The sequence below is a fragment of the Streptomyces sp. MGP-BFMKR1 genome (assembly GCF_057766585.1).
The window spans coordinates 4,310,872-4,328,632 of the sequence record NZ_CM173408.1 but is presented as its reverse complement, the minus strand read 5'-3'; the positions used below and the strand labels follow the sequence as shown (position 1 = coordinate 4,328,632).

Below are 17,761 nucleotides of genomic sequence, written 5' to 3'. Positions count from 1 at the left end.
GGTCTCCGTTCCAGCCGTCGTCAGTACGCGAAGGTCATCGGCTTGTCGGCGTCCTCGGCGGACGCGGCGTCCCCGCCGCCGGGGGCCCCGGGGTCGCCAGGCTTCGGGAAGCGCAGCTTCGGGTCCTTCGCCGGTGGCTTCTCGTCCACGTCGGGCCCGGCCTTGGCGTACTTGGTCAGCAGCTTCACCTCGATCACCGCGAGCACGCCGTACAGCAGCGTGAAGACGCTCATCGAGATCACCACCTCGGTCTGGCTCACCCCGGGGGACACCGCGTCCGAGGTGCGCATCAGCCCGTAGACCACCCAGGGCTGGCGGCCCATCTCGGTGAAGATCCAGCCGAAGGAGTTGGCGATCAGCGGGAAGCCCATGGTGAGCAGGCCGATCCGCCAGGACCAGGTGGTGAAGAAGGCGCTCATCTCGCGGTTCTTGGTGAGCATCAGCCGTGGGACCTCGTACTCGCCGGTCCGCTTGTCCGGCGCGAGCCACAGCTTTCGCCGGGTGGTCCACAGGCCGATCACGCCGGCCGCGAAGGAGGCCATGCCGAACCCGATCATGAGGCGGAAGCCCCAGAAGGTCATGAAGATGCTCGGGATGTAGTCCTCGGGCTCGCCGCCGTAGAGCTTCGCCTCCTGCTCGGCGATGTCGTTGATGCCAGGCACGGAGGCCGAGAAGTTGTCGTGCGCGAGGAAGGAGAGGATGCCGGGGACACTGAACTCGACGCTGTTGTGGCCCTCGCCCACGTCGCCGACGGCGAAGATCGAGAAGGGCGCCGGCGCTTCGGTCTCCCACAGCGCCTCGGCCGCGGCCATCTTCATCGGCTGCTGCTCGAACATCACCTTGCCGAGCCGGTCACCGCTGATCGCGGTGCCGAGCCCCGCGATCACCGCGATCACCAGCGCGGCCCGCAGCGAGGAGCGCATCGCGCCGACCTGCCGGCGCTGCTTCGCCGGCAGTTCCTCGCCCCGGTCCTGGGCGCGCTTGGCGCGCAGCAGGTGGTACGAGGCGATGCCGACGACGAAGGCCGCGCCGGTGAGGAAGGCCGCGGTCAGCGTGTGGAAGACGACGACCAGGGTGGTGTTCTGGGTGAGCACGGCCCACATGTCCGTCAGCTCGGCCCGGCCGGTGGCCTTGTCGATCGAGTAGCCGACGGGGTGCTGCATCCAGGAGTTGGCGGCCAGGATGAAGTACGCGGAGAGCGTCGTGCCGATGGCGACGATCCAGATGCACGCGCAGTGGATCTTCCTCGGCAGCTTGTCCCAGCCGAAGATCCACAGCCCGATGAAGGTGGACTCGAAGAAGAAGGCGATCAGCGCCTCCATGGCGAGGGGAGCGCCGAACACGTCGCCGACGAAGCGCGAGTAGTCGGACCAGTTCATACCGAACTGGAACTCCTGCACGATGCCGGTGACGACACCCATCGCGATGTTGATCAGGAAGAGCTTTCCCCAGAACTTCGTCGCGTGAAAGTACTTCTCCTTGCCCGTGCGCACCCAGGCGGTCTCCAGACCGGCCGTGAACGCCGCGAGGCTGATCGTCAGCGGAACAAAGAGGTAGTGGTAGACGGTCGTGATGCCAAATTGCCACCGTGCCAGGGTCTCCGGAGCCAGAGCCAGGTCCACGTCGTGTCTCCTTGCCGTCTTGCTGAGCCGCGCACCCGCCGGGGTGATCCGCCCCATTGATCACGGTCAAAGGGGGATGCATCAGACGAGCTTGTGAACGCGTTCACATTCACAAGGAATTATGACGCACATACTTTCGTCAGCCCGCACCGGGGGTCCCCCGTCACCGCCCGCAGACCACCCCCACTCGGCCCCGCCCGGCCGGCCCCACCCGCGCGACGAGCCGACCCGCACGCCCCACCTACCGCCGAACACCCCAGCACCAGCACGGAATACGCCCCCGACCGCCCACGACACCGCTGCCCGACCCACACCCACCCCCCACCCCGAGCCCACCCGCCACCGCCCGAGCCACCTCGGCCCCTATGACGTGGCACACCCTGTGGCAAACGCCACTCTCCGCGCCCGCGATCCACGGCCCGATCGGGAACAGCGGGCCAAGCCCCCGGGACGCGCCCCCGCCCAGCAGCCGCACGAGCCGGGCCACACCGGAGGCGACCCCCATGCCCACGCCCGCAGACGTACAGCGGCGCACGCACGCGGCACGCGAAAGGGCGCGGCCGAAGCCGCGCCCTCGTGCGTCGCGCCAGTGGTGCCGGCCCCCCGGCACACCGCGCCGGCGGCGCCGGGCCCCGGATCCCGCTCAGGGCTCCGGGGATCGGCGGACCGCTCAGATCTCCTTGCGGAACGCCTCCGCCGCCTTCAGGAACAGGTCGTTCGCCTCGGTCTCGCCGATCGTGATCCGCACGCCGTCGCCCTGGAACGGCCGGACGACCACGCCACCGCGCTCGCACGCCGCCGCGAAGTCCAGCGCGCGGTCGCCGAGCCGCAGCCAGACGAAGTTGCCGTGCGACTCGGGGACGGTCCAGCCCTGCGCGACGAGCGCCTCGTAGACCCGGGTCCGCTCCTCGACCAGCGCCGCCACCCGCTCGCTCAGCGCGTCCTCGCTGCGCAGCGACGCGATGGCCGCCTCCTGCGCCACCTGCGTCACACCGAAGGGCACCGCCGTCTTGCGCAGCGCCGCCGCCACCGGGTCGTGGCCCACCGCGAAGCCGACCCGCAGCCCGGCCAGCCCGTACGCCTTGGAGAAGGTCCGCAGCACGCACACGTTGGGGCGGTTCCGGTACAGGTCGATCCCGTCCGGGACGTCCTCGTCGCGGATGAACTCGCGGTACGCCTCGTCCAGCACGATCAGGATGTCGGACGGCACCTGGTCGAGGAAGCGCTCCAGCTCCGCGCGGCGGACCACGGTCCCGGTGGGGTTGTTGGGGTTGCACACGAATATCAGTCGGGTCCGCTCGGTGACCGCGGCGAGCATCGCGTCCAGGTCGTGGCCCTCGTCGGCCGTCAACGGCACCGGCACCGGCGTCGCCCCGGCGATCTGCGTGACGATCGGGTACGCCTCGAAGGAGCGCCAGGCGAAGACGACCTCGTCGCCCGGCCCGGCCGTCGACTGCACGAGCTGCTGCGCGATACCCACCGAGCCGGTGCCGGTGGCCAGGTGCTCGATCGGCACCTCGAACCGGTTGGACAACTCGGCCATCAGCCCGGTGCAGGCCAGGTCGGGGTAGCGGTTGAGCGCACCGGCGGCACGCACCGCCTCCTCCAGGACGCCGGGCAGCGGCGGGTAGGGGTTCTCGTTCGAGGACAGCTTGTACGTGGTCGCGCCACCCGGCGCCGCCGCGGCGGGCTTGCCTGGCTTGTAGGTCGGAACGCCGTCGAGCGCAGCGCGCAGCTTGGGGCTCTTTTCAGACACCGCAGATCCTCCTTGAACCGTTCCGGGCACAGCAGTCACCTAACAGACACGCAATACTGTTTACCTTATGAGGATTCCCCCGGGTGCCGTAAAGACCATGGGGAGCGCCCTTCCGCTGGCTGTGCGCCGGTAGCGAGCGCCGTGGCGCGCGTCACCCGTGAGAGTGAGTTGAGACCTCTCCGAAACATAAGCCAATCAGCAGGCACGACCGCCGCGTGGCCGAGCAGAGACCCAGCAGAGCTGCCAACTGCCTTTATTTCCAAGGTTATTAAGGGTTGTTGCTCATGCAGAATCGTGCCTGTTGACAGTGGATTACCGATTCCTCCGAACGCACCCATCGAGCCCTACTATCGGCTCGCCATGACAGCAGCAGGGAAGCACCAGGTGAGCCGGTCGACCGGCCGCCGGCTGGGGCGAGCGGGCATCCGGGACGTGGCCGCCGCAGCCGGGGTCTCGATCACGACCGTCTCCGACGCGCTCAACGGCAAGGGACGGCTACCGGACGCCACCCGTCGCCACGTCCGCGAGGTCGCCGACCGGCTGGGCTACCGCCCCTCCGCCGCGGCCCGCACGCTCCGTACCGGCAAGTCAGGTCTCATCGGACTGACCGTGACCACGTACGGGGATGAACCTTTCACCTTCACCGAGTTCGCCTACTTCGCCGAGATGGCCCGCGCGGCCACCTCCGCCGCGCTGGCCCGCGGCTACGCCCTCGTCATCCTGCCCGCCACCTCGCGCCACGACGTGTGGTCCAACGTGGCCCTGGACGGCACCGTGGTCATCGACCCCTCCGACCAGGACCCGGTGGTGGCCGAACTCGTACGCCACGGCATCCCCGTCGTCTCCGACGGGCGCCCGGCCGGATCACTGCCCGTCACCGCCTGGGTGGACAACGACCACCAGGCGGCCGTGTGTGGACTGCTCGACCACCTCGCCGAGGCGGGCGCCCGCCGCATCGGGCTCCTCACCGGCACCACCACGGACACCTACACCCGGCTCTCCACCTCCGCGTACCTCTCCTGGTGCGAGCGCGTCGGCCAGGACCCGGTGTACGAGGAGTACCCGGCGCACGACCCGTGCGCGGGCGCCGTCGCCGCCGACCGGCTGCTGGCCAGACCCGACCGGCCGGACGCCGTCTACGGGCTCTTCGACCCCAACGGCACCGACCTGCTCGCCGCCGCCCGGCGCTACGGGCTGCGCGTCCCGGACGACCTGCTGCTCGTGTGCTGTAGCGAGTCCAGCGTCTACACCAGCACCGACCCGCCGGTCACCACCCTCTCCCTCAAGCCGCGCCGGATCGGCACCGCCGTCGTCCAACTCCTCATCGACGCCATCGAAGGCGTGGACGCCGGTGGCCCGGTCGAACAGGTCATACCGACGGAACTCATCGTGCGCGCGTCGTCGCAGCGACGGTCGCCCCGGACCACCGTGAGCGCCCCGCGCGGACCCGCGGGCGCCTAGCTCCGCGCGCGCCCCCGCCCTCGCTCTCACCACCTCCCAAGCCACCCCACGCCCCTTGTCCCACGGCGTGCCCGCCCCCTCGTCCCGCCCGGCCCCGCTGGGCCGGCCGGCCCACACCCGATCCGGTCGCCGCCGCCTCGTGGCGCCGTAATGCGCCCCTGCCAAGCGGCCAATTCGGGAGAAATGGCCGGCGAACCCTGCGCTCGACCCATTTCGCGACCCCTGGTGCGTCACAACCCCCGACGGTCATTCCTATGATGGGCGGACGACACCGCGGACCGCCGTCGACCAGGCAAGGTCCAGAAGGTGCACGGCGGCGCGATGGTGGAGGGGTCGATGACTCAGGGGGCCGGTCTGGGACCCACGGCACGGACCACGTCTTCGCATCCGGATGCGGAGCACGACGCGCGGCCCGACCAGGGCGAAGCGGAACACCCGCCTGCCCCAGCAGCGCACCCCGCCCCAGCTCAGGTCAACCCCACCGCACCGCAGCCGGACCCGGGGCGCGCGGCCCAAGGCCCGCTCGGCGCGGAGCCGCTGGGCCCCGACGCCGCCCACGGAGCGCACGCCGGCGCGCCCGATGGCGCGACCGCCCAGCCTCCGGCCCCCGCGCCCACCCTGCGCATGAGCCACGTCAGCCCCGCCTCCGCGCGGGTGCGCCCCCTCGCGGCCGGCTCCACCCCGCAGGCCCCGTCCGCCGCCCAGCCGGGACCCGCGGCGCGGGACCAGCGGGTGCCCCGGACCCCGTCCCCACGCGCACCGCAGACGTACGCCCCCCAGGCGGCCCCGCAGCCGAACGCGCCCCAGGCGGCGCTCCGTCCGGCCACACCACACCAGCCGCACGAGCCCCGCCCGCCGCACGCACACCCGCAGGGTGCCCCCGGCCCGCACCCGGCCTCCGCCTCCCAGTCGGCCACCCGGCAGCCCAGCAACCCGCAGTCGTACGCGCCGGGCCAGGGCGCGCCCGGCCACGCGACGCCCCCGGCGGACCCGTCCCAGCCCGCGGCCCAGCCCGCAGCCCAGCCCGCGGGCCGCGCCGCGCCCGCGAGCGTGCCAGGTCAGGGCCGCGGGCAAGCCGTACCGCCGGCGGAGTACGCGCCGGGCACCGTGCCCGCGCCGCGGCAGCCGACCTCCGCCGCGCCCCCGGCCCGGGCCACGGCCGGCGGGGCCGACCACCCCGGCGCCCCCGCGCACACCGACCCCGAGTACACCCCGACCGAGCGCGACCTGCCCGTCATCGCGCGCGGCGTGGGGCCCGGCAGCACCATCGCCGACCTGTCCACGGCCGGCTTCGCCGACGCGATCGAGCCAGTGCCCGCGGCGGCGCCCGCGCGCGCCGACCAGGAGGGCCTCGGCCCGCTGTTCGTCGTCGGCGACGTGCACGGCTACCTCGACGAACTGCGGGCCGCGCTGGCCGAGCAGGGCCTCATCGACGCCGAGGGCAACTGGTCGGCCGGCAAGGCCAGACTCTGGTTCCTCGGCGACTTCACCGACCGTGGCCCGGACGGCATCGGCGTGATCGACCTGGTCATGCAGCTCTCCGCGCAGGCCGCCGCGGCCGGCGGCTACTGCAAGGCCCTGATGGGCAATCACGAACTGCTGCTCATCGGCGCCAAGCGCTTCGGCGACACCCCCGTCCAGTCCGGCGCCGGCACCGCCTCCTTCCAGGCGGCGTGGCTGCTCAACGGCGGCCAGCGCACCGACATGGAGCGGCTTGAGGACCACCACGTGCAGTGGATGTCCCGGCTCGACGCGATGGTCGAGGAGGACGGGCACCTGCTGCTGCACTCCGACACCACCGCCTACCTGGAGTACGGCGACTCCATCGAGGCCGTCAACGACACCGTCACCGAGACGCTCCAGCGCGGCGACGCCGACGAGTGCTGGGACCTGTTCCGCAAGTTCACCAAGCGGTTCGCCTTCCGGGACGAGGCCGGCGCGATGGCCGTACGCGAACTCCTCGACACCTACGGCGGCGAGCGCCTGGTCCACGGGCACAGCCCGATTCCGTACCTGCTCGGCGAGGTCGGCGCCGAGGACGCCGACGGCGAGGACAGCCGCCCGCTGGTCAGCGGCCCGCACGTGTACGCCGACGACCTCGCCATCGCCATGGATGGCGGCGTCACGATGGCCGGAAAACTCCTTGTCGTGCAATTCCCGCTGCGTGGTTGAGGGTTAGGCCGCCGGGTAGACGGGCAATGAGGAATCCCACCCGTGCGGAGCGATTTTCGGATAGCACCCTGTTATCCCGCACCGCGACAGCTCTACCATCGGCTTATCCGTAGCAGGCTCTCCTCCGTTCCCGCCCGTGACCGGTAACAGCCGGTATCAAGGCCCTACGGAGCATCGGGGGATGCACCCATGAACAGCGCTCCACACCTGCTCACCGAGGATCGCCCGGACTTCGAGCGTGTTCTCGACGAGGCGCTGCGCACGACAGAACAGCGACACCCTGGCCTGAGCACCACGGGCCAACGGCTCAGCACACACCAACTACGCACGATGGCGCTCAGCGCAGCGACCGCCATATCGGCGTGTGCGGCAACGGAGTACGACCGGTACGTCCAGGCGCGGGAATCCCTGCGCACGCCCGCGCCCCCGGCACGGCCGGAGGGGAGCGAGGGCACCCCGCCAGGCGGCGTGGTCTCCCTCAGCGAGTCCGTGGGTGAGGTCGCCGACGGGTCCGGCGCGGGGCTCGTGGCCGTTCTCGCCGTGCTGGCACCGGTGCTCGCCGGCGCCGCTGCGGCGATCTTCCTGGTCGTCGGCTACGTCCTGCGGGTGTTCGCACCGGACGCGTCCGTCGGCGCGCCCCTGGTGACCACGGGCTGGGTGTTCGCGGCCTGCGCCGCGAACTGCGCCCTGATCGCCGGGGCGGGACTCCTGGTCACCGCCCTGCGCAACGGCGGGGGCCGGCGCGCCAGGGCCCGGGCCGCCGAGGTGGACCGGGCGCGCGAGAGGTGGCTGCGTGCCCTGTTGGAGCGGGGCATGGTGCCGTTCCTCAGCGAGGCGATGGCGAACGGCGAGGCACCGACGGGCACCGACCACGGTGGCGACGCCGCAGGCCCGTCACCCTCAGCCGGGCACCGACCGCCCCGCGCCAACGCGCCCAGTCGCACGCCCCACCTGGGCTACAGCCGCCCCGGCTTCACCAGCCCCGGCGACGGTGGTTCCGACCCGGCACCGGGCCCGCGCTACAGCAGCCCGGACTTCACCAGCCCGGAGTTGGGCGGCCGAGACCACCGGCCGTCCTAGCGCGCCCCGGCGAGCGCTCGCGGCGAGCCCTTGTCGCGAGCGCGACCGGGTGGCGGTGGGCGAACCACCCGGCCCACTGCTCTCCCGGTGCCTCGTACGCCGTTCGCCGCCGACCCGACCTGACCGACATCGACCACACCCACCGGCCCTGGCCGCCATACGACGGCGGCCAGGGCCTTGGCGTGCGCGGCGCCAGTCGGCGACCGGTACGTACTCCCGTTGCCCCCGGCGACTAACTCCCGTGCTCCTAAGCGTGGTTGGACCGAGCGATCCCCCGGCGTAGGCGATCACTGCGCGGTTGCCGTGCGGCCGGCGATGAGGTCGACCAACTGCCGCGCGGGCTCGGCCGGGTGGGCGGTGTGGACGAGTTCCGTACGGTGCACCAGGCGGGGCTCGTCGGCCGGAACGGCGGTGACGCCGGGGAGCGTGGCGGCCAGCGGCAGGGGGAGGGCGGCGAGCCCGAGGCCCGCGGCGGCGAGGGCGGCGAGGCCGTGCAGGTCGGTTCCCCGGTGGCGGACGCGGGGGCGGAACCCCTCGGTTCGGCAGACGGCACGGAGCCGGTCGAGGGGGACGGCGGTGTCGGGGGCGTCGATCCACTGGGCCTGCGTCAGGTCGGTGAGCCGGACCGAACGGCGCCGGGCCAGCGGGTGGTCGGTGGGGAAGAGCACGGCCAACGGCTGCTCGGCCGCCGCGAGCGTGGCCGTGGGGCCCAGGTCCGGCAGGGGGAGCGGGTCGCTGGGCGCGGCGACGCCGTCGACGAGGCCGAGATCGGCGCGGGCGGTGAGGACCTCCTCGATCACGGCTTCCCGGGCCAGGACCCGTACGTCGAGGGTCAGCAGGGGGGTGGCCGCCCGCAGTTGGGCGAGGGTCCGCGCGATGGTGCCGGTCAGGGCGGCGGCCGAGCAGGCGAGGGTCAGGTGGGCGGGCTGGGCGTGGTGCAGCCGGGCGACGTCGGCGCGGGCGGCGTCCAGCCGCAGGAGCAGCGCGGGGGCGTGCTCAAGCAGCCGGGCCCCAGCCGGCGTGGGCGCGACGGGCCGCCGTTCGACCAGCCTGGCGCCCAGGTCGGCTTCGAGCGCGGCGACGTGCTGGGAGACCGCGGACTGGGTGTAGCCCAGGGCCTTGGCGGCACCGGAGAAGGAGCGGTGGTCGAGCACCGCGACGAAGGTGCGCAGCAGATGCGTGTCCATGCGCATCAGGATCACTTATGGCCCGTACAGGAATCATCGTTAGACGCGATACGCGCTGGTCAGCAGGATAGGGAGCATGCATTCCACAGCCACAGCACGCGTCGCGCTGGTCGCCGACCGCTCCGACGCCGTTCGCTCCCACGCCCGCGTCCCCGGCCTCCTTGAGGCCCTGCGCGTCAGGGACGGATGGGACCTGGACGCCTACTGGATCGCCACCCAGGACGCCGACGAGGCGGTGGTGGACGGCTTCGACGCGGTCTGGGTCCTGCCGGGGAGCCCGTACCGCAGCGAGGCCGGCGTCCTGGCCGCGATCCGTGGGGCACGCGAGAAGGGCATCCCCTTCCTGGGCACCTGCGGCGGATTCCAGCACGCCCTCCTCGAGTTCGCGCGCGACGTCTGCGGCCTGGACCGCGCCGCCCACGCCGAGAACAGCCCGGAGGCCCCGGCGGAGGACGCCGTGATCGTCCCGCTGGCCTGCTCGCTCGTCGGCCACGAGGGCGTCGTCCGCCTCTCCCCCGGCTCCCGGGCCCGCGACCTCATCGGAGCCGACCGCGCCCGGGCGCGCTACCACTGCGACTACGCGCCCAACCCCGACTACCTGGACACCCTGCGCGCCCACGGCCTGGCCTTCACCGGCACCGACGAGGCGGGCGAGGTCCGCGTCGCCGAACTGCCCGACCACCCCTTCTTCCTGGCCACGCTCTTCCAGCCCGAACTGGACGGCGACGGCACCCGCGCCCACCCGCTGATCACCGGCCTGGCCGAGGCCGCCGTCGGCCACGCCCGCACCCGAGAGCACGGCGGCGTCCAGGGCGCCGCCGTGCTCGCGGCGGATGTCCTGGGAGATCTCATCGAGCAGAACATGGCGGGCGGAAAGCACCACACGACGAGCTAGCGCGGAGCGTCGCGGACGCTGCGTTGGAGGACGTCGGTCAGCACCCCGGCAGCGGTGGCGAAGTCGTTGTCGTCGTGCAGCACGATCAACCCGTGGTGGGCCGCGGTGGCGCAGATCATCAGATCGACGGTGGACAGCGCCCGGACAACTCCACCGCTCTGGGCGAGCCTGAACTGGGCGGACTCGATCCAGCCCCACGTGTTCTTCGGCAGGGGCACATCGGGATACAGGTCGGCGAACATCTCGCCCATCTGTTCGTAGTGGGCGAGGTTGCGGGCGGAGCGACGGAACTCGGTGCGCTGGGGAGCACACGAGCCGATGACGCGGAGATCGATGTCCTCACCCCACGCGTCGTTCAGGTGCTCTTCGCGCAACAGCCGCCACACGGCGGTCGAGTCCGCGAGGTAGCGGATCACCCGGCCCTCCGCTTCTCGGCCTCACGACGCTCCTGCCACCCCTCGTAGTCCCACTCCTGGGCGGCCTGGAAGTGCCGAGCCCGCCGGGCGGCCCGCTCGTGTCTCTCGGCGTACTCGCGCAGGGCCTCGTTCACCACCTCTTTCTTGGTCGCGCCCCCGGAGAAGCGAAGGGCCTTCGCGAGGGCGTCGTCGTCCAGGTCGATGGTCGTCACGCTCATATTTGCCTCCGCTATATAAGACCAACAGCACCTTTGAATATAACAACGGCCGCCCGATTCCGGCCCGTGAACGCGCCCGAGCGCCGTCCCGGGTGGGTCGGGACGGCGCTCGGGGGGTGGTCGGTCAGTCGGCGATCGGCAGGTACACCCGGTTGCCGGCGGCGGCGAACTCCCGGGACTTCTCCGCCATCCCGGCCTCGGCCGCGGCGGCGTCCAGGGCGCCGCCGTGCTCGCGGCGGATGTCCTGGGAGATCTTCATCGAGCAGAACTTCGGCCCGCACATCGAGCAGAAGTGCGCCGTCTTGGCGGGCTCGGCCGGCAGGGTCTCGTCGTGGAAGGCGCGGGCCGTGTCCGGGTCGAGGGCCAGGTTGAACTGGTCCTCCCAGCGGAACTCGAACCGCGCGTCGGAGAGCGCGTCGTCCCATTCCTGGGCGCCGGGGTGCCCCTTGGCCAGGTCGGCGGCGTGGGCGGCGATCTTGTACGTGATGACGCCGGTCTTCACGTCGTCGCGGTCCGGCAGGCCCAGGTGCTCCTTGGGCGTGACGTAGCACAGCATCGCGGTGCCCCACCAGGCGATCATCGCGGCGCCGATGCCCGAGGTGATGTGGTCGTACGCGGGCGCGATGTCCGTGGTCAGGGGGCCGAGCGTGTAGAACGGGGCCTCCTCGCAGATCTCCTGCTGGAGGTCGATGTTCTCCTTGATCTTGTGCATCGGGACGTGGCCCGGGCCCTCGATCATGGTCTGCACGTGGTGCCGCTTGGCGATGGAGTTCAGCTCACCGAGCGTCTTCAGCTCGGCGAACTGCGCCTCGTCGTTGGCGTCCGCGATGGAGCCGGGGCGCAGCCCGTCGCCGAGCGAGAACGTGACGTCGTACGCCGCGAGGATGTCACACAGCTCCTCGAAGTTCTCGTAGAGGAAGCTCTCCTTGTGGTGCGCGAGGCACCAGGCCGCCATGATCGAGCCGCCGCGCGAGACGATGCCGGTCTTGCGGCGGGCGGTGAGCGGCACGTACCGCAGCAGCACGCCCGCGTGCACCGTCATGTAGTCGACGCCCTGTTCGGCCTGCTCGATGATGGTGTCCTTGTAGATCTCCCAGCTCAGCTCCTCGGCCCGGCCGTCCACCTTCTCCAGGGCCTGGTAGAGCGGCACGGTGCCGATCGGCACGGGGGAGTTGCGCAGCACCCACTCGCGGGTGGTGTGGATGTTGCGGCCGGTGGACAGGTCCATGACCGTGTCCGCGCCCCAGCGGGTCGCCCAGGTCATCTTCTCCACCTCCTCCTCGATGGAGGAGGTGACGGCGGAGTTGCCGATGTTGGCGTTGACCTTCACCAGGAACCGCTTGCCGATGATCATCGGCTCGATCTCCGGGTGGTTGACGTTGGCCGGCAACACCGCGCGGCCCGCGGCGATCTCCTCGCGGACCACCTCGGGGGAGACGTTCTCGCGCAGCGCGACGTACTCCATCTCCGGCGTGACCTCGCCGCGGCGCGCGTAGGCGAGTTGGGTGACGGCCTGTCCGTCGCGGCCCCGGCGGGGCTGGCGGGGGCGGCCGGGGAAGACCGCGTCGAGGTTCTTGAGCCCGCCGCGCGGCGAGGTGTGCTTGATGCCGTCGTCCTCGGGGCGCAGCGGCCGGCCGGCGTACTCCTCGGTGTCGCCGCGGCCGATGATCCAGTTCTCGCGCAGCGGCGGCAGCCCGCGCCGCACGTCGGTGTCGATGTTCGGATCGGTGTACGGGCCCGAGGTGTCGTACAGCGTGACGTCTCGGCCGTTGGTGAGGTGCACTCGCCGCACCGGTACCCGCAGGTCGGGGCGTGAGCCGCTCAGATAGCCCTTGTGCCATCCGATGTCGCGCGGCGTGCCGTCGGTGTCGTTCGCCTCAACGGAGGCAGGCGTGTGTGCGTCAGATGCGGTCATGAGACCTACTCCCTACGCCGGCATTACCCGGTAACAGGTTCGGCGGTCGACGCAGCCGTTTCCGCTGGCGGTTCGCCGGTGTCGACCGGTCGTCCCGTACGGAGGTCAGCGCCCTCTCAGCCCGGTGCTCCGAGCTCCCGCGATTGCAAAGGTGCCACCACGCTAGCCGCTCCCCGGCGGATTGGGCCAGGGGGCCTTGCGATGATCGGACCATGACTCCCACCGAGCCAGGGCCCCAGCGGCGGCCACACCCCCACGCCGGGCCGCCCGCCCCCGGGCAGCCACCCGGCCCCGGCCTCCCCCCACCGCCACCGTCGTCCCCACCGCCCGGCCCCGCGGAGCCGGGCGCGGACGGCGGACGGCCCGCGGGGGGAGCCGGGTTCGACGGCGAACCCGCCGGCCACGACCACGGATCGGACCACGGGCCCAGGCCCGGGCCCGGGTCCGGCAGCGGACACGGGTCCGGGCACGGCCGTGGCCATGGGCACGGGCATGGGCATGGGCACGGGCATGGGCATGGGCACAGCCATGGGCACGGTCCCGCCGCTCCGGTGTCGCGGCACCTGCGCAAGGTGATCGCGGCGGTGCTCATCCCGTTCAGCGTGGCGGTCGCCGTCGGGCTCGCCGTGCTGTGGCCGGGCGGGGCGCCGGGCCACAAGGGCGATTCGGGCCTCGGCTTCGACCGGACGACCGAGTCGGGGCGGGTGGTACGGATCGACCAGGTGCGGTGCGCGGACGTGCACGCCCAGCCGCAACAGCCCCCGCCCGGCCAGCAGTCGGGCGACCCGGCGGCGGGCGGCGCGGCCAAGGACGAGATGTGCGAGAAGGCCACGATCGAGGTGACGTCGGGCAAGGACAAGGGCCGTACGTTCCCCGAGATCGTGCAGCCGTCCGCGTCCCGGCAGTACGAGAAGGGCCAGAAGCTCATCCTGGCGTACGCCCCCAAGGCGCCCAAGGACCTGCAGTACTCGGTCTCCGACGTCGATCGGGAGATGCCGATGGCGTTGCTGGCCGGGCTGTTCGCGCTGGCCGTGGTGGCGGTGGGCCGGCTGCGCGGGGTGTTCGCGCTGGTGGCGCTCGCGATCAGCTTCGGCGTGCTGACGCTGTTCATCCTGCCCGCCATCCTGCAGGGTTCGAACCCGCTGGTGGTGGCGGTGGTCGGGGGCAGCGCGATCATGCTGGTCGCGCTGTACATGTGTCACGGGCTGACCGCCAGAACCTCCGTCGCGGTGCTCGGCACGCTGATCTCGCTGCTGCTGATCGGCCTGCTCGGCTCGCTGTTCATCGGCTGGGCCCATCTGACCGGCAACACCGACGACCAGACCGGCCTGGTGCACGGGCTCTACCCCGACATCGAGATCCAGGGCCTGCTGCTCGCCGGCGTCATCATCGGCTCGCTCGGCGTCCTCGACGACGTGACCGTCACTCAGACCTCGGCGGTGTGGGAACTCAAGGAGGCCGACCCGTCGGCGCACTGGCGCACGTTGTACGCGGCGGCCATGCGCATCGGGCGGGACCACATCGCGTCGGTGGTCAACACGCTGGTGCTGGCCTACGCGGGCGCCGCGCTGCCGCTGCTGCTGCTGTTCTCGATCGCCGACAGCGGCGTGAGCACGGTCGCGACCAGCGAGATCGTCGCCGAGGAGATCGTGCGGACCCTGGTCGGCAGCATCGGCCTGGTGGCCTCGGTACCGGTGACCACCCTGCTCGCGGCGCTGGTCGTCTCCGCGGACCGCACGCCGGCGAGCGTGCCGGCCACGGCCGGCGGGGCGGGCTCTGCGGGCGGGACGGGCTCTGCGGGCGGGGGGCGCGGGGCCGGCGCGTCGGTCGGCCGGCGGGCTGACGGTGCCGACCCCGCTCCCGCCCCGGCGCCGAACGCCGGCCCCGGACCGAGCGCGCCGGCCGGGCGTGGCGCGGGCCTGCCGGGGCGCGGGAAGGGCCGCCGCCGGCGGGCGAAGTAGGGCGTAGGTGAGGCGGGGGCCGCCGGGGCCCGGGCGCGGGGGCCGCCGGGGGTGGGATGCGGCGGCCGGCGGCCGGTGGCGCACTTGGGTGCGTGGGGGGCTCGAAGGGCCGCCGGGGCGCGGGTACGTAGCGCCTACGGGGGCCCAGGCGAAAAAACGTCCAGGCAACTCACCGTGAGCGGCGCCCCGCCTCACCCTGCGTAACGGTCTCCCGCCAGGATGCGGTCCAACACCGCGTCCAGGCTGCAGGCCGGATCGCTCGCCTCCTCCTCGCAACCGAACGGAACCAGTCGGTCCGTCCGGTCCAGGAAGGCCACCAGCGGGGCCGCGCCGACCCTGAACAGGGCTCCCTCGGCGCCGACTTGGAGCCGGATCAGCACATCCGAGAGTTCGTCCGGGCCAGTTGGGCAGATGTGCACGTCCCCCTCGCCGATGGGCCCGCAGAGCCCGTCGAGGAGCAACTCACGGGCGAACGCCCAGCTCACGGGGGCGTCGCCGGGAAGGTGGAAGGTGAACCGCACCGCGTAAGGATCGGCCTTGTCGTAGCCGAGATCGACCGGAATGCGGAAGGAGAGCTCCTCCGAGACGAGGAAGGTCATCGTCACCTCTGCCTGGACTGTGTCACGCATCGTTCGCCGCCCCGAGTCGGTGGGAATGGCCAGGTTTCAGCCAACCTGGCCCTCTTGACGCCATCGTCCGCTAACACTCAGCGGATCACAAGGAGTGAGTTTTCAGATACTGATAGAGAACGACAGGGAGCCGATAAGCGCTCCGACTCTGGAGCGTAGCGAATCGACAGCGGGGCGGAGTCGTTCCGCTCGGGCCAGGGGGGTGGAAACCGCCAAGGTCGCCGCCGTCTCGCCGGCTATCAGGGGGATGGCCGCGCAGACCGTGCCGAGCGCGTACTCCTCCCGCTCGCAGACGGGCTGAAGCGGCCGTCTCGCGGCGCACCGGCGGTGGAATCCTGCCTCGTCACGCACCGAGTACGGGGTGAGGGCCCGTACCGGGTAGCGCGCGAAGTGGTCGGCCCGTTCGGCCTCGTCGAGCTGGGCCAGCAAGCACTGTCCGATGGCGTGCGCGTGTGCGGTCTGCCGGAAGTCGGCCCACTCTTCGACCGCTGGCGCCCCGGGCGCGTCGGCGGTGGCGAGCACGTCCACCTCACCCTCGCGGTACACGGCGAAGTAGACGGCCACTCCGAGTTCGCCGGCGAGCGCGGTGACCGTGCGGGCAAGGCGGTCGGCCGGGCCCGGCACCAAGCCGGACTGTCCTGGCTGGTTGCCCGGCTGGTAGTCGGGCTGGCTGCCGGGCTGGTAGTCGGGCTTTCCTGGCTGGTCGGGTGGCGCCGGCAGCCCCGTGCGGCCGGCGCCGAGTCTTCGGACGGCGTCGCCGTAACGGAACAGGCCGCTCTCGCGGTGGAGGTAGCCCTCGTGGGTGAGGGTGCGCAGCAGGTGGTACGCGGTCGGTAGCGGCAGGCCCGCCTCGCGCGCCAACTGCTTGGCGGGCGCCCCGTCCTCGTGCGCGCCGACCGCCTCCAGGAGGCGTAACGCGCGTTGAACGGAGCTGATGAGGGTCGGTTCCGAGGCGGTGTGAGCCGCCCCCGCGCGGGGCGGGGACGGTTCGTCGGCCGCACGCGTACGCGGGTGCGTTCCCGTGTTGTGGACCGGTCGGCGCGGCGGTCTCGTGCCTGCTGACACCACAGTCACCCCCAGGGCTGCGGGCGGGCGTACACCCGCCGGGCGGGGGCCGCCCCCGCCACCGCGCTGCGTCATCCGGCTCGCGCCCGTCGGGGCTCGGGCCGGACCGCAACGTTTCCGCACTCTAACCGGAAGATGGGCTTCTGGTTAGGTAAGTGGTGGGTTGCCGCGCAATGCGTCATGTCCGGGGCCAGAACGCGCCGTTGAAGGTCTGCACCAGGGGGGCCGTGGTCCCTACCAGCCGTCGCGCGGGTCCCTACCAGTCGTCGCGCGATGACCGGGAGGAGGACGTGAACTTACGCACCGCGTAGACCAGGCCACCGATGACGGCGACCAACAGCAGCGCCCGGAACAACAGCCAGGCGACGAAGCCGACGACGCTGGTGATCAGACCGCCGAAGACCACGATGACGAGAAGGGGCACGACGACCCACTTCACCCACCACGGAAGGCCCTGGAGTATCTGCTTCGCGGCCACGATGGCTCCCTGCTTTCTGTTCGCCCTGCTCGATCCCGTGATCTCGCTGCTTCGCTGGTCTCCCCCTCGTACTCCCGATGCTAGAGCGGCGCGGCGGCCCGTGGGGCGCGGACGGCCCCCGTACTCCCCTGACCCGTCCCCTACGGGTCCACCGCCTCCGCCTGGCACCCACGGACCACGTCGGGTACCCGGCGACGTCCCGACGGAACGGCCGCCGGCCTGGTGGGGGCCGGGACGAGGGGCCGTGGTCGCGGCTCGGGGGCCGTCAGGGTCGGGCCCGCCGGCCGGGCGGTGCGGGAGAGCGCGGGCCGGGGCGGCGGCGAGGGGCCGGAGGCGGGCGCGGAGGCGGGCAGGGGGCGCGGAAGGGTCAGCGAGCGGGCCGGGGAACGCGGCGTCGATGGAAGCCAGGGCGACCGGTCCCCCGGAGGCACGCGACGGCGATCGGAGCGTGCGGGGCCGTTCCGCCGGGCACCCCGGGGCGGGGCGGCCAGCCGGCGCGGCGGGCGGGGGCGCCCCAGGCCGGGGCGCCCCGCGTCGTGCGCGTCGGGTCAGCTCTCGGGCGGCGAGAAGACCACCATGACCCGCAGGTCCTCCGAGATGTGGTGGAACTTGTGCGGCACACCGGCGGGCACGTAGACGACGCTGCCGCGCGCGACCGGAGTGGTCTCCGTGCCCACGGTGATCGCCGCACGCCCGCTCACCACCAGGTACACCTCGTCCTGCCGGTGCGGCTGCTGCGGATCGGTGCTGCCCGCGTCCAGCGCGTACAGCCCCACGGACATGTTGCGCTCGCGTAGGAACTGCAGGTACGCCCCCTCGTTGGCGGCGCGCTCCGCCTCCAGCTCGTCCAGCCGGAACGCCTTCATGCCCTCTCCACCCCTTGCTGTCTCATCTGCAACGATCGCT

The 17,761-nt window shown here is 72.3% G+C and carries 15 protein-coding genes; 5 read left to right on the top strand and 10 right to left on the bottom strand.

The features are described 5' to 3' along the window. Positions 1-20: 20 nt before the first annotated feature. Entirely contained in the window at positions 21-1,622 is a 1,602-nt protein-coding gene (locus tag AC3CHW_RS16715; RefSeq protein WP_488466951.1) for a cytochrome ubiquinol oxidase subunit I, read from the bottom strand. Positions 1,623-2,292: 670 nt separating this feature from the next. Beyond that, positions 2,293-3,378 carry a histidinol-phosphate transaminase gene (gene hisC / locus AC3CHW_RS16710; protein ID WP_398610864.1) on the bottom strand — a complete coding sequence of 362 codons (1,086 nt, stop codon included), beginning with the start codon at positions 3,376-3,378 and terminating at the stop codon, positions 2,293-2,295. A gap of 360 nt (positions 3,379-3,738) precedes the next feature. Here hisC and AC3CHW_RS16705 point away from each other — a divergent pair, with 360 nt between their 5' ends. The 3 genes from AC3CHW_RS16705 to AC3CHW_RS16695 all read left to right on the top strand — a co-directional run bounded on the left by AC3CHW_RS16705 (position 3,739) and on the right by AC3CHW_RS16695 (position 8,091). Then, complete coding sequence (locus AC3CHW_RS16705) at positions 3,739-4,839, top strand: LacI family DNA-binding transcriptional regulator (protein ID WP_470509013.1); 1,101 nt, start codon at positions 3,739-3,741, stop codon at positions 4,837-4,839. Between the two features lie 1,050 nt (positions 4,840-5,889). Further along, entirely contained in the window at positions 5,890-7,011 is a 1,122-nt protein-coding gene (locus tag AC3CHW_RS16700) for a metallophosphoesterase (RefSeq protein WP_488471079.1), read from the top strand. Between the two features lie 189 nt (positions 7,012-7,200). Beyond that, positions 7,201-8,091 (top strand): hypothetical protein, encoded by an 891-nt coding sequence (locus AC3CHW_RS16695; RefSeq protein ID WP_488466950.1) that lies wholly within the window; start codon positions 7,201-7,203, stop codon positions 8,089-8,091. Positions 8,092-8,378: 287 nt separating this feature from the next. On the opposite strand, the gene AC3CHW_RS16690 is transcribed toward AC3CHW_RS16695, so the two are convergent. After that, entirely contained in the window at positions 8,379-9,278 is a 900-nt protein-coding gene (locus AC3CHW_RS16690) for a LysR family transcriptional regulator (protein WP_488466949.1), read from the bottom strand. A gap of 76 nt (positions 9,279-9,354) precedes the next feature. On the opposite strand from AC3CHW_RS16690, the gene AC3CHW_RS16685 reads away from it, so the two are divergent. After that, entirely contained in the window at positions 9,355-10,173 is an 819-nt protein-coding gene (locus tag AC3CHW_RS16685) for a CTP synthase C-terminal region-related (seleno)protein (protein ID WP_459246510.1), read from the top strand. Here the strand turns inward: AC3CHW_RS16685 and AC3CHW_RS16680 are convergent. From AC3CHW_RS16680 to thiC, 3 genes are all read right to left on the bottom strand, one after another. Beyond that, positions 10,170-10,589 carry a PIN domain-containing protein gene (locus tag AC3CHW_RS16680; RefSeq protein ID WP_398610868.1) on the bottom strand — a complete coding sequence of 140 codons (420 nt, stop codon included), beginning with the start codon at positions 10,587-10,589 and terminating at the stop codon, positions 10,170-10,172. The genes AC3CHW_RS16685 and AC3CHW_RS16680 overlap by 4 nt on opposite strands. Continuing rightward, positions 10,586-10,807: a type II toxin-antitoxin system VapB family antitoxin gene (locus AC3CHW_RS16675; protein WP_488466948.1), complete on the bottom strand. Its 222-nt coding sequence runs from the start codon at positions 10,805-10,807 to the stop codon at positions 10,586-10,588. The genes AC3CHW_RS16680 and AC3CHW_RS16675 overlap by 4 nt, the downstream gene beginning before the upstream one ends. Positions 10,808-10,931: 124 nt before the next feature. Continuing rightward, complete coding sequence (gene thiC / locus AC3CHW_RS16670) at positions 10,932-12,722, bottom strand: phosphomethylpyrimidine synthase ThiC (protein WP_232544161.1); 1,791 nt, start codon at positions 12,720-12,722, stop codon at positions 10,932-10,934. A gap of 551 nt (positions 12,723-13,273) precedes the next feature. On the opposite strand from thiC, the gene AC3CHW_RS16665 reads away from it, so the two are divergent. Further along, positions 13,274-14,683, top strand: coding sequence for a YibE/F family protein (locus AC3CHW_RS16665; RefSeq protein ID WP_488466947.1), 1,410 nt, complete (start codon positions 13,274-13,276; stop codon positions 14,681-14,683). Between the two features lie 191 nt (positions 14,684-14,874). Here AC3CHW_RS16665 and AC3CHW_RS16660 read toward each other — a convergent pair whose 3' ends face one another. The 4 genes from AC3CHW_RS16660 to AC3CHW_RS16645 all read right to left on the bottom strand — a co-directional run bounded on the left by AC3CHW_RS16660 (position 14,875) and on the right by AC3CHW_RS16645 (position 17,721). Then, positions 14,875-15,312 (bottom strand): SsgA family sporulation/cell division regulator, encoded by a 438-nt coding sequence (locus tag AC3CHW_RS16660; RefSeq protein ID WP_187060338.1) that lies wholly within the window; start codon positions 15,310-15,312, stop codon positions 14,875-14,877. Between the two features lie 102 nt (positions 15,313-15,414). Beyond that, positions 15,415-16,248 (bottom strand): IclR family transcriptional regulator, encoded by an 834-nt coding sequence (locus AC3CHW_RS16655; protein ID WP_488471078.1) that lies wholly within the window; start codon positions 16,246-16,248, stop codon positions 15,415-15,417. Between the two features lie 385 nt (positions 16,249-16,633). Continuing rightward, on the bottom strand, positions 16,634-16,855 hold the full coding sequence (locus AC3CHW_RS16650; RefSeq protein WP_488466946.1) for a DUF5326 family protein: 222 nt from the start codon (positions 16,853-16,855) through the stop codon (positions 16,634-16,636). A gap of 548 nt (positions 16,856-17,403) precedes the next feature. Then, a complete protein-coding gene (locus tag AC3CHW_RS16645; protein ID WP_277321085.1) occupies positions 17,404-17,721 on the bottom strand; it encodes a cupin domain-containing protein in 318 nt (105 codons plus the stop codon). Positions 17,722-17,761: the final 40 nt, after the last annotated feature.

Coding starts and splice junctions, on each gene's coding strand:
- AC3CHW_RS16705 (WP_470509013.1), top strand. CDS start 3,739: ATGACAGCAGCAGGGAAGCACCAGGTGAGCCGGTCGACCGGCCGCCGG.
- AC3CHW_RS16695 (WP_488466950.1), top strand. CDS start 7,201: ATGAACAGCGCTCCACACCTGCTCACCGAGGATCGCCCGGACTTCGAG.
- AC3CHW_RS16690 (WP_488466949.1), bottom strand. CDS start 9,278: ATGGACACGCATCTGCTGCGCACCTTCGTCGCGGTGCTCGACCACCGC.
- AC3CHW_RS16685 (WP_459246510.1), top strand. CDS start 9,355: ATGCATTCCACAGCCACAGCACGCGTCGCGCTGGTCGCCGACCGCTCC.
- AC3CHW_RS16675 (WP_488466948.1), bottom strand. CDS start 10,807: ATGAGCGTGACGACCATCGACCTGGACGACGACGCCCTCGCGAAGGCC.
- thiC (WP_232544161.1), bottom strand. CDS start 12,722: ATGACCGCATCTGACGCACACACGCCTGCCTCCGTTGAGGCGAACGAC.
- AC3CHW_RS16660 (WP_187060338.1), bottom strand. CDS start 15,312: ATGCGTGACACAGTCCAGGCAGAGGTGACGATGACCTTCCTCGTCTCG.
- AC3CHW_RS16645 (WP_277321085.1), bottom strand. CDS start 17,721: ATGAAGGCGTTCCGGCTGGACGAGCTGGAGGCGGAGCGCGCCGCCAAC.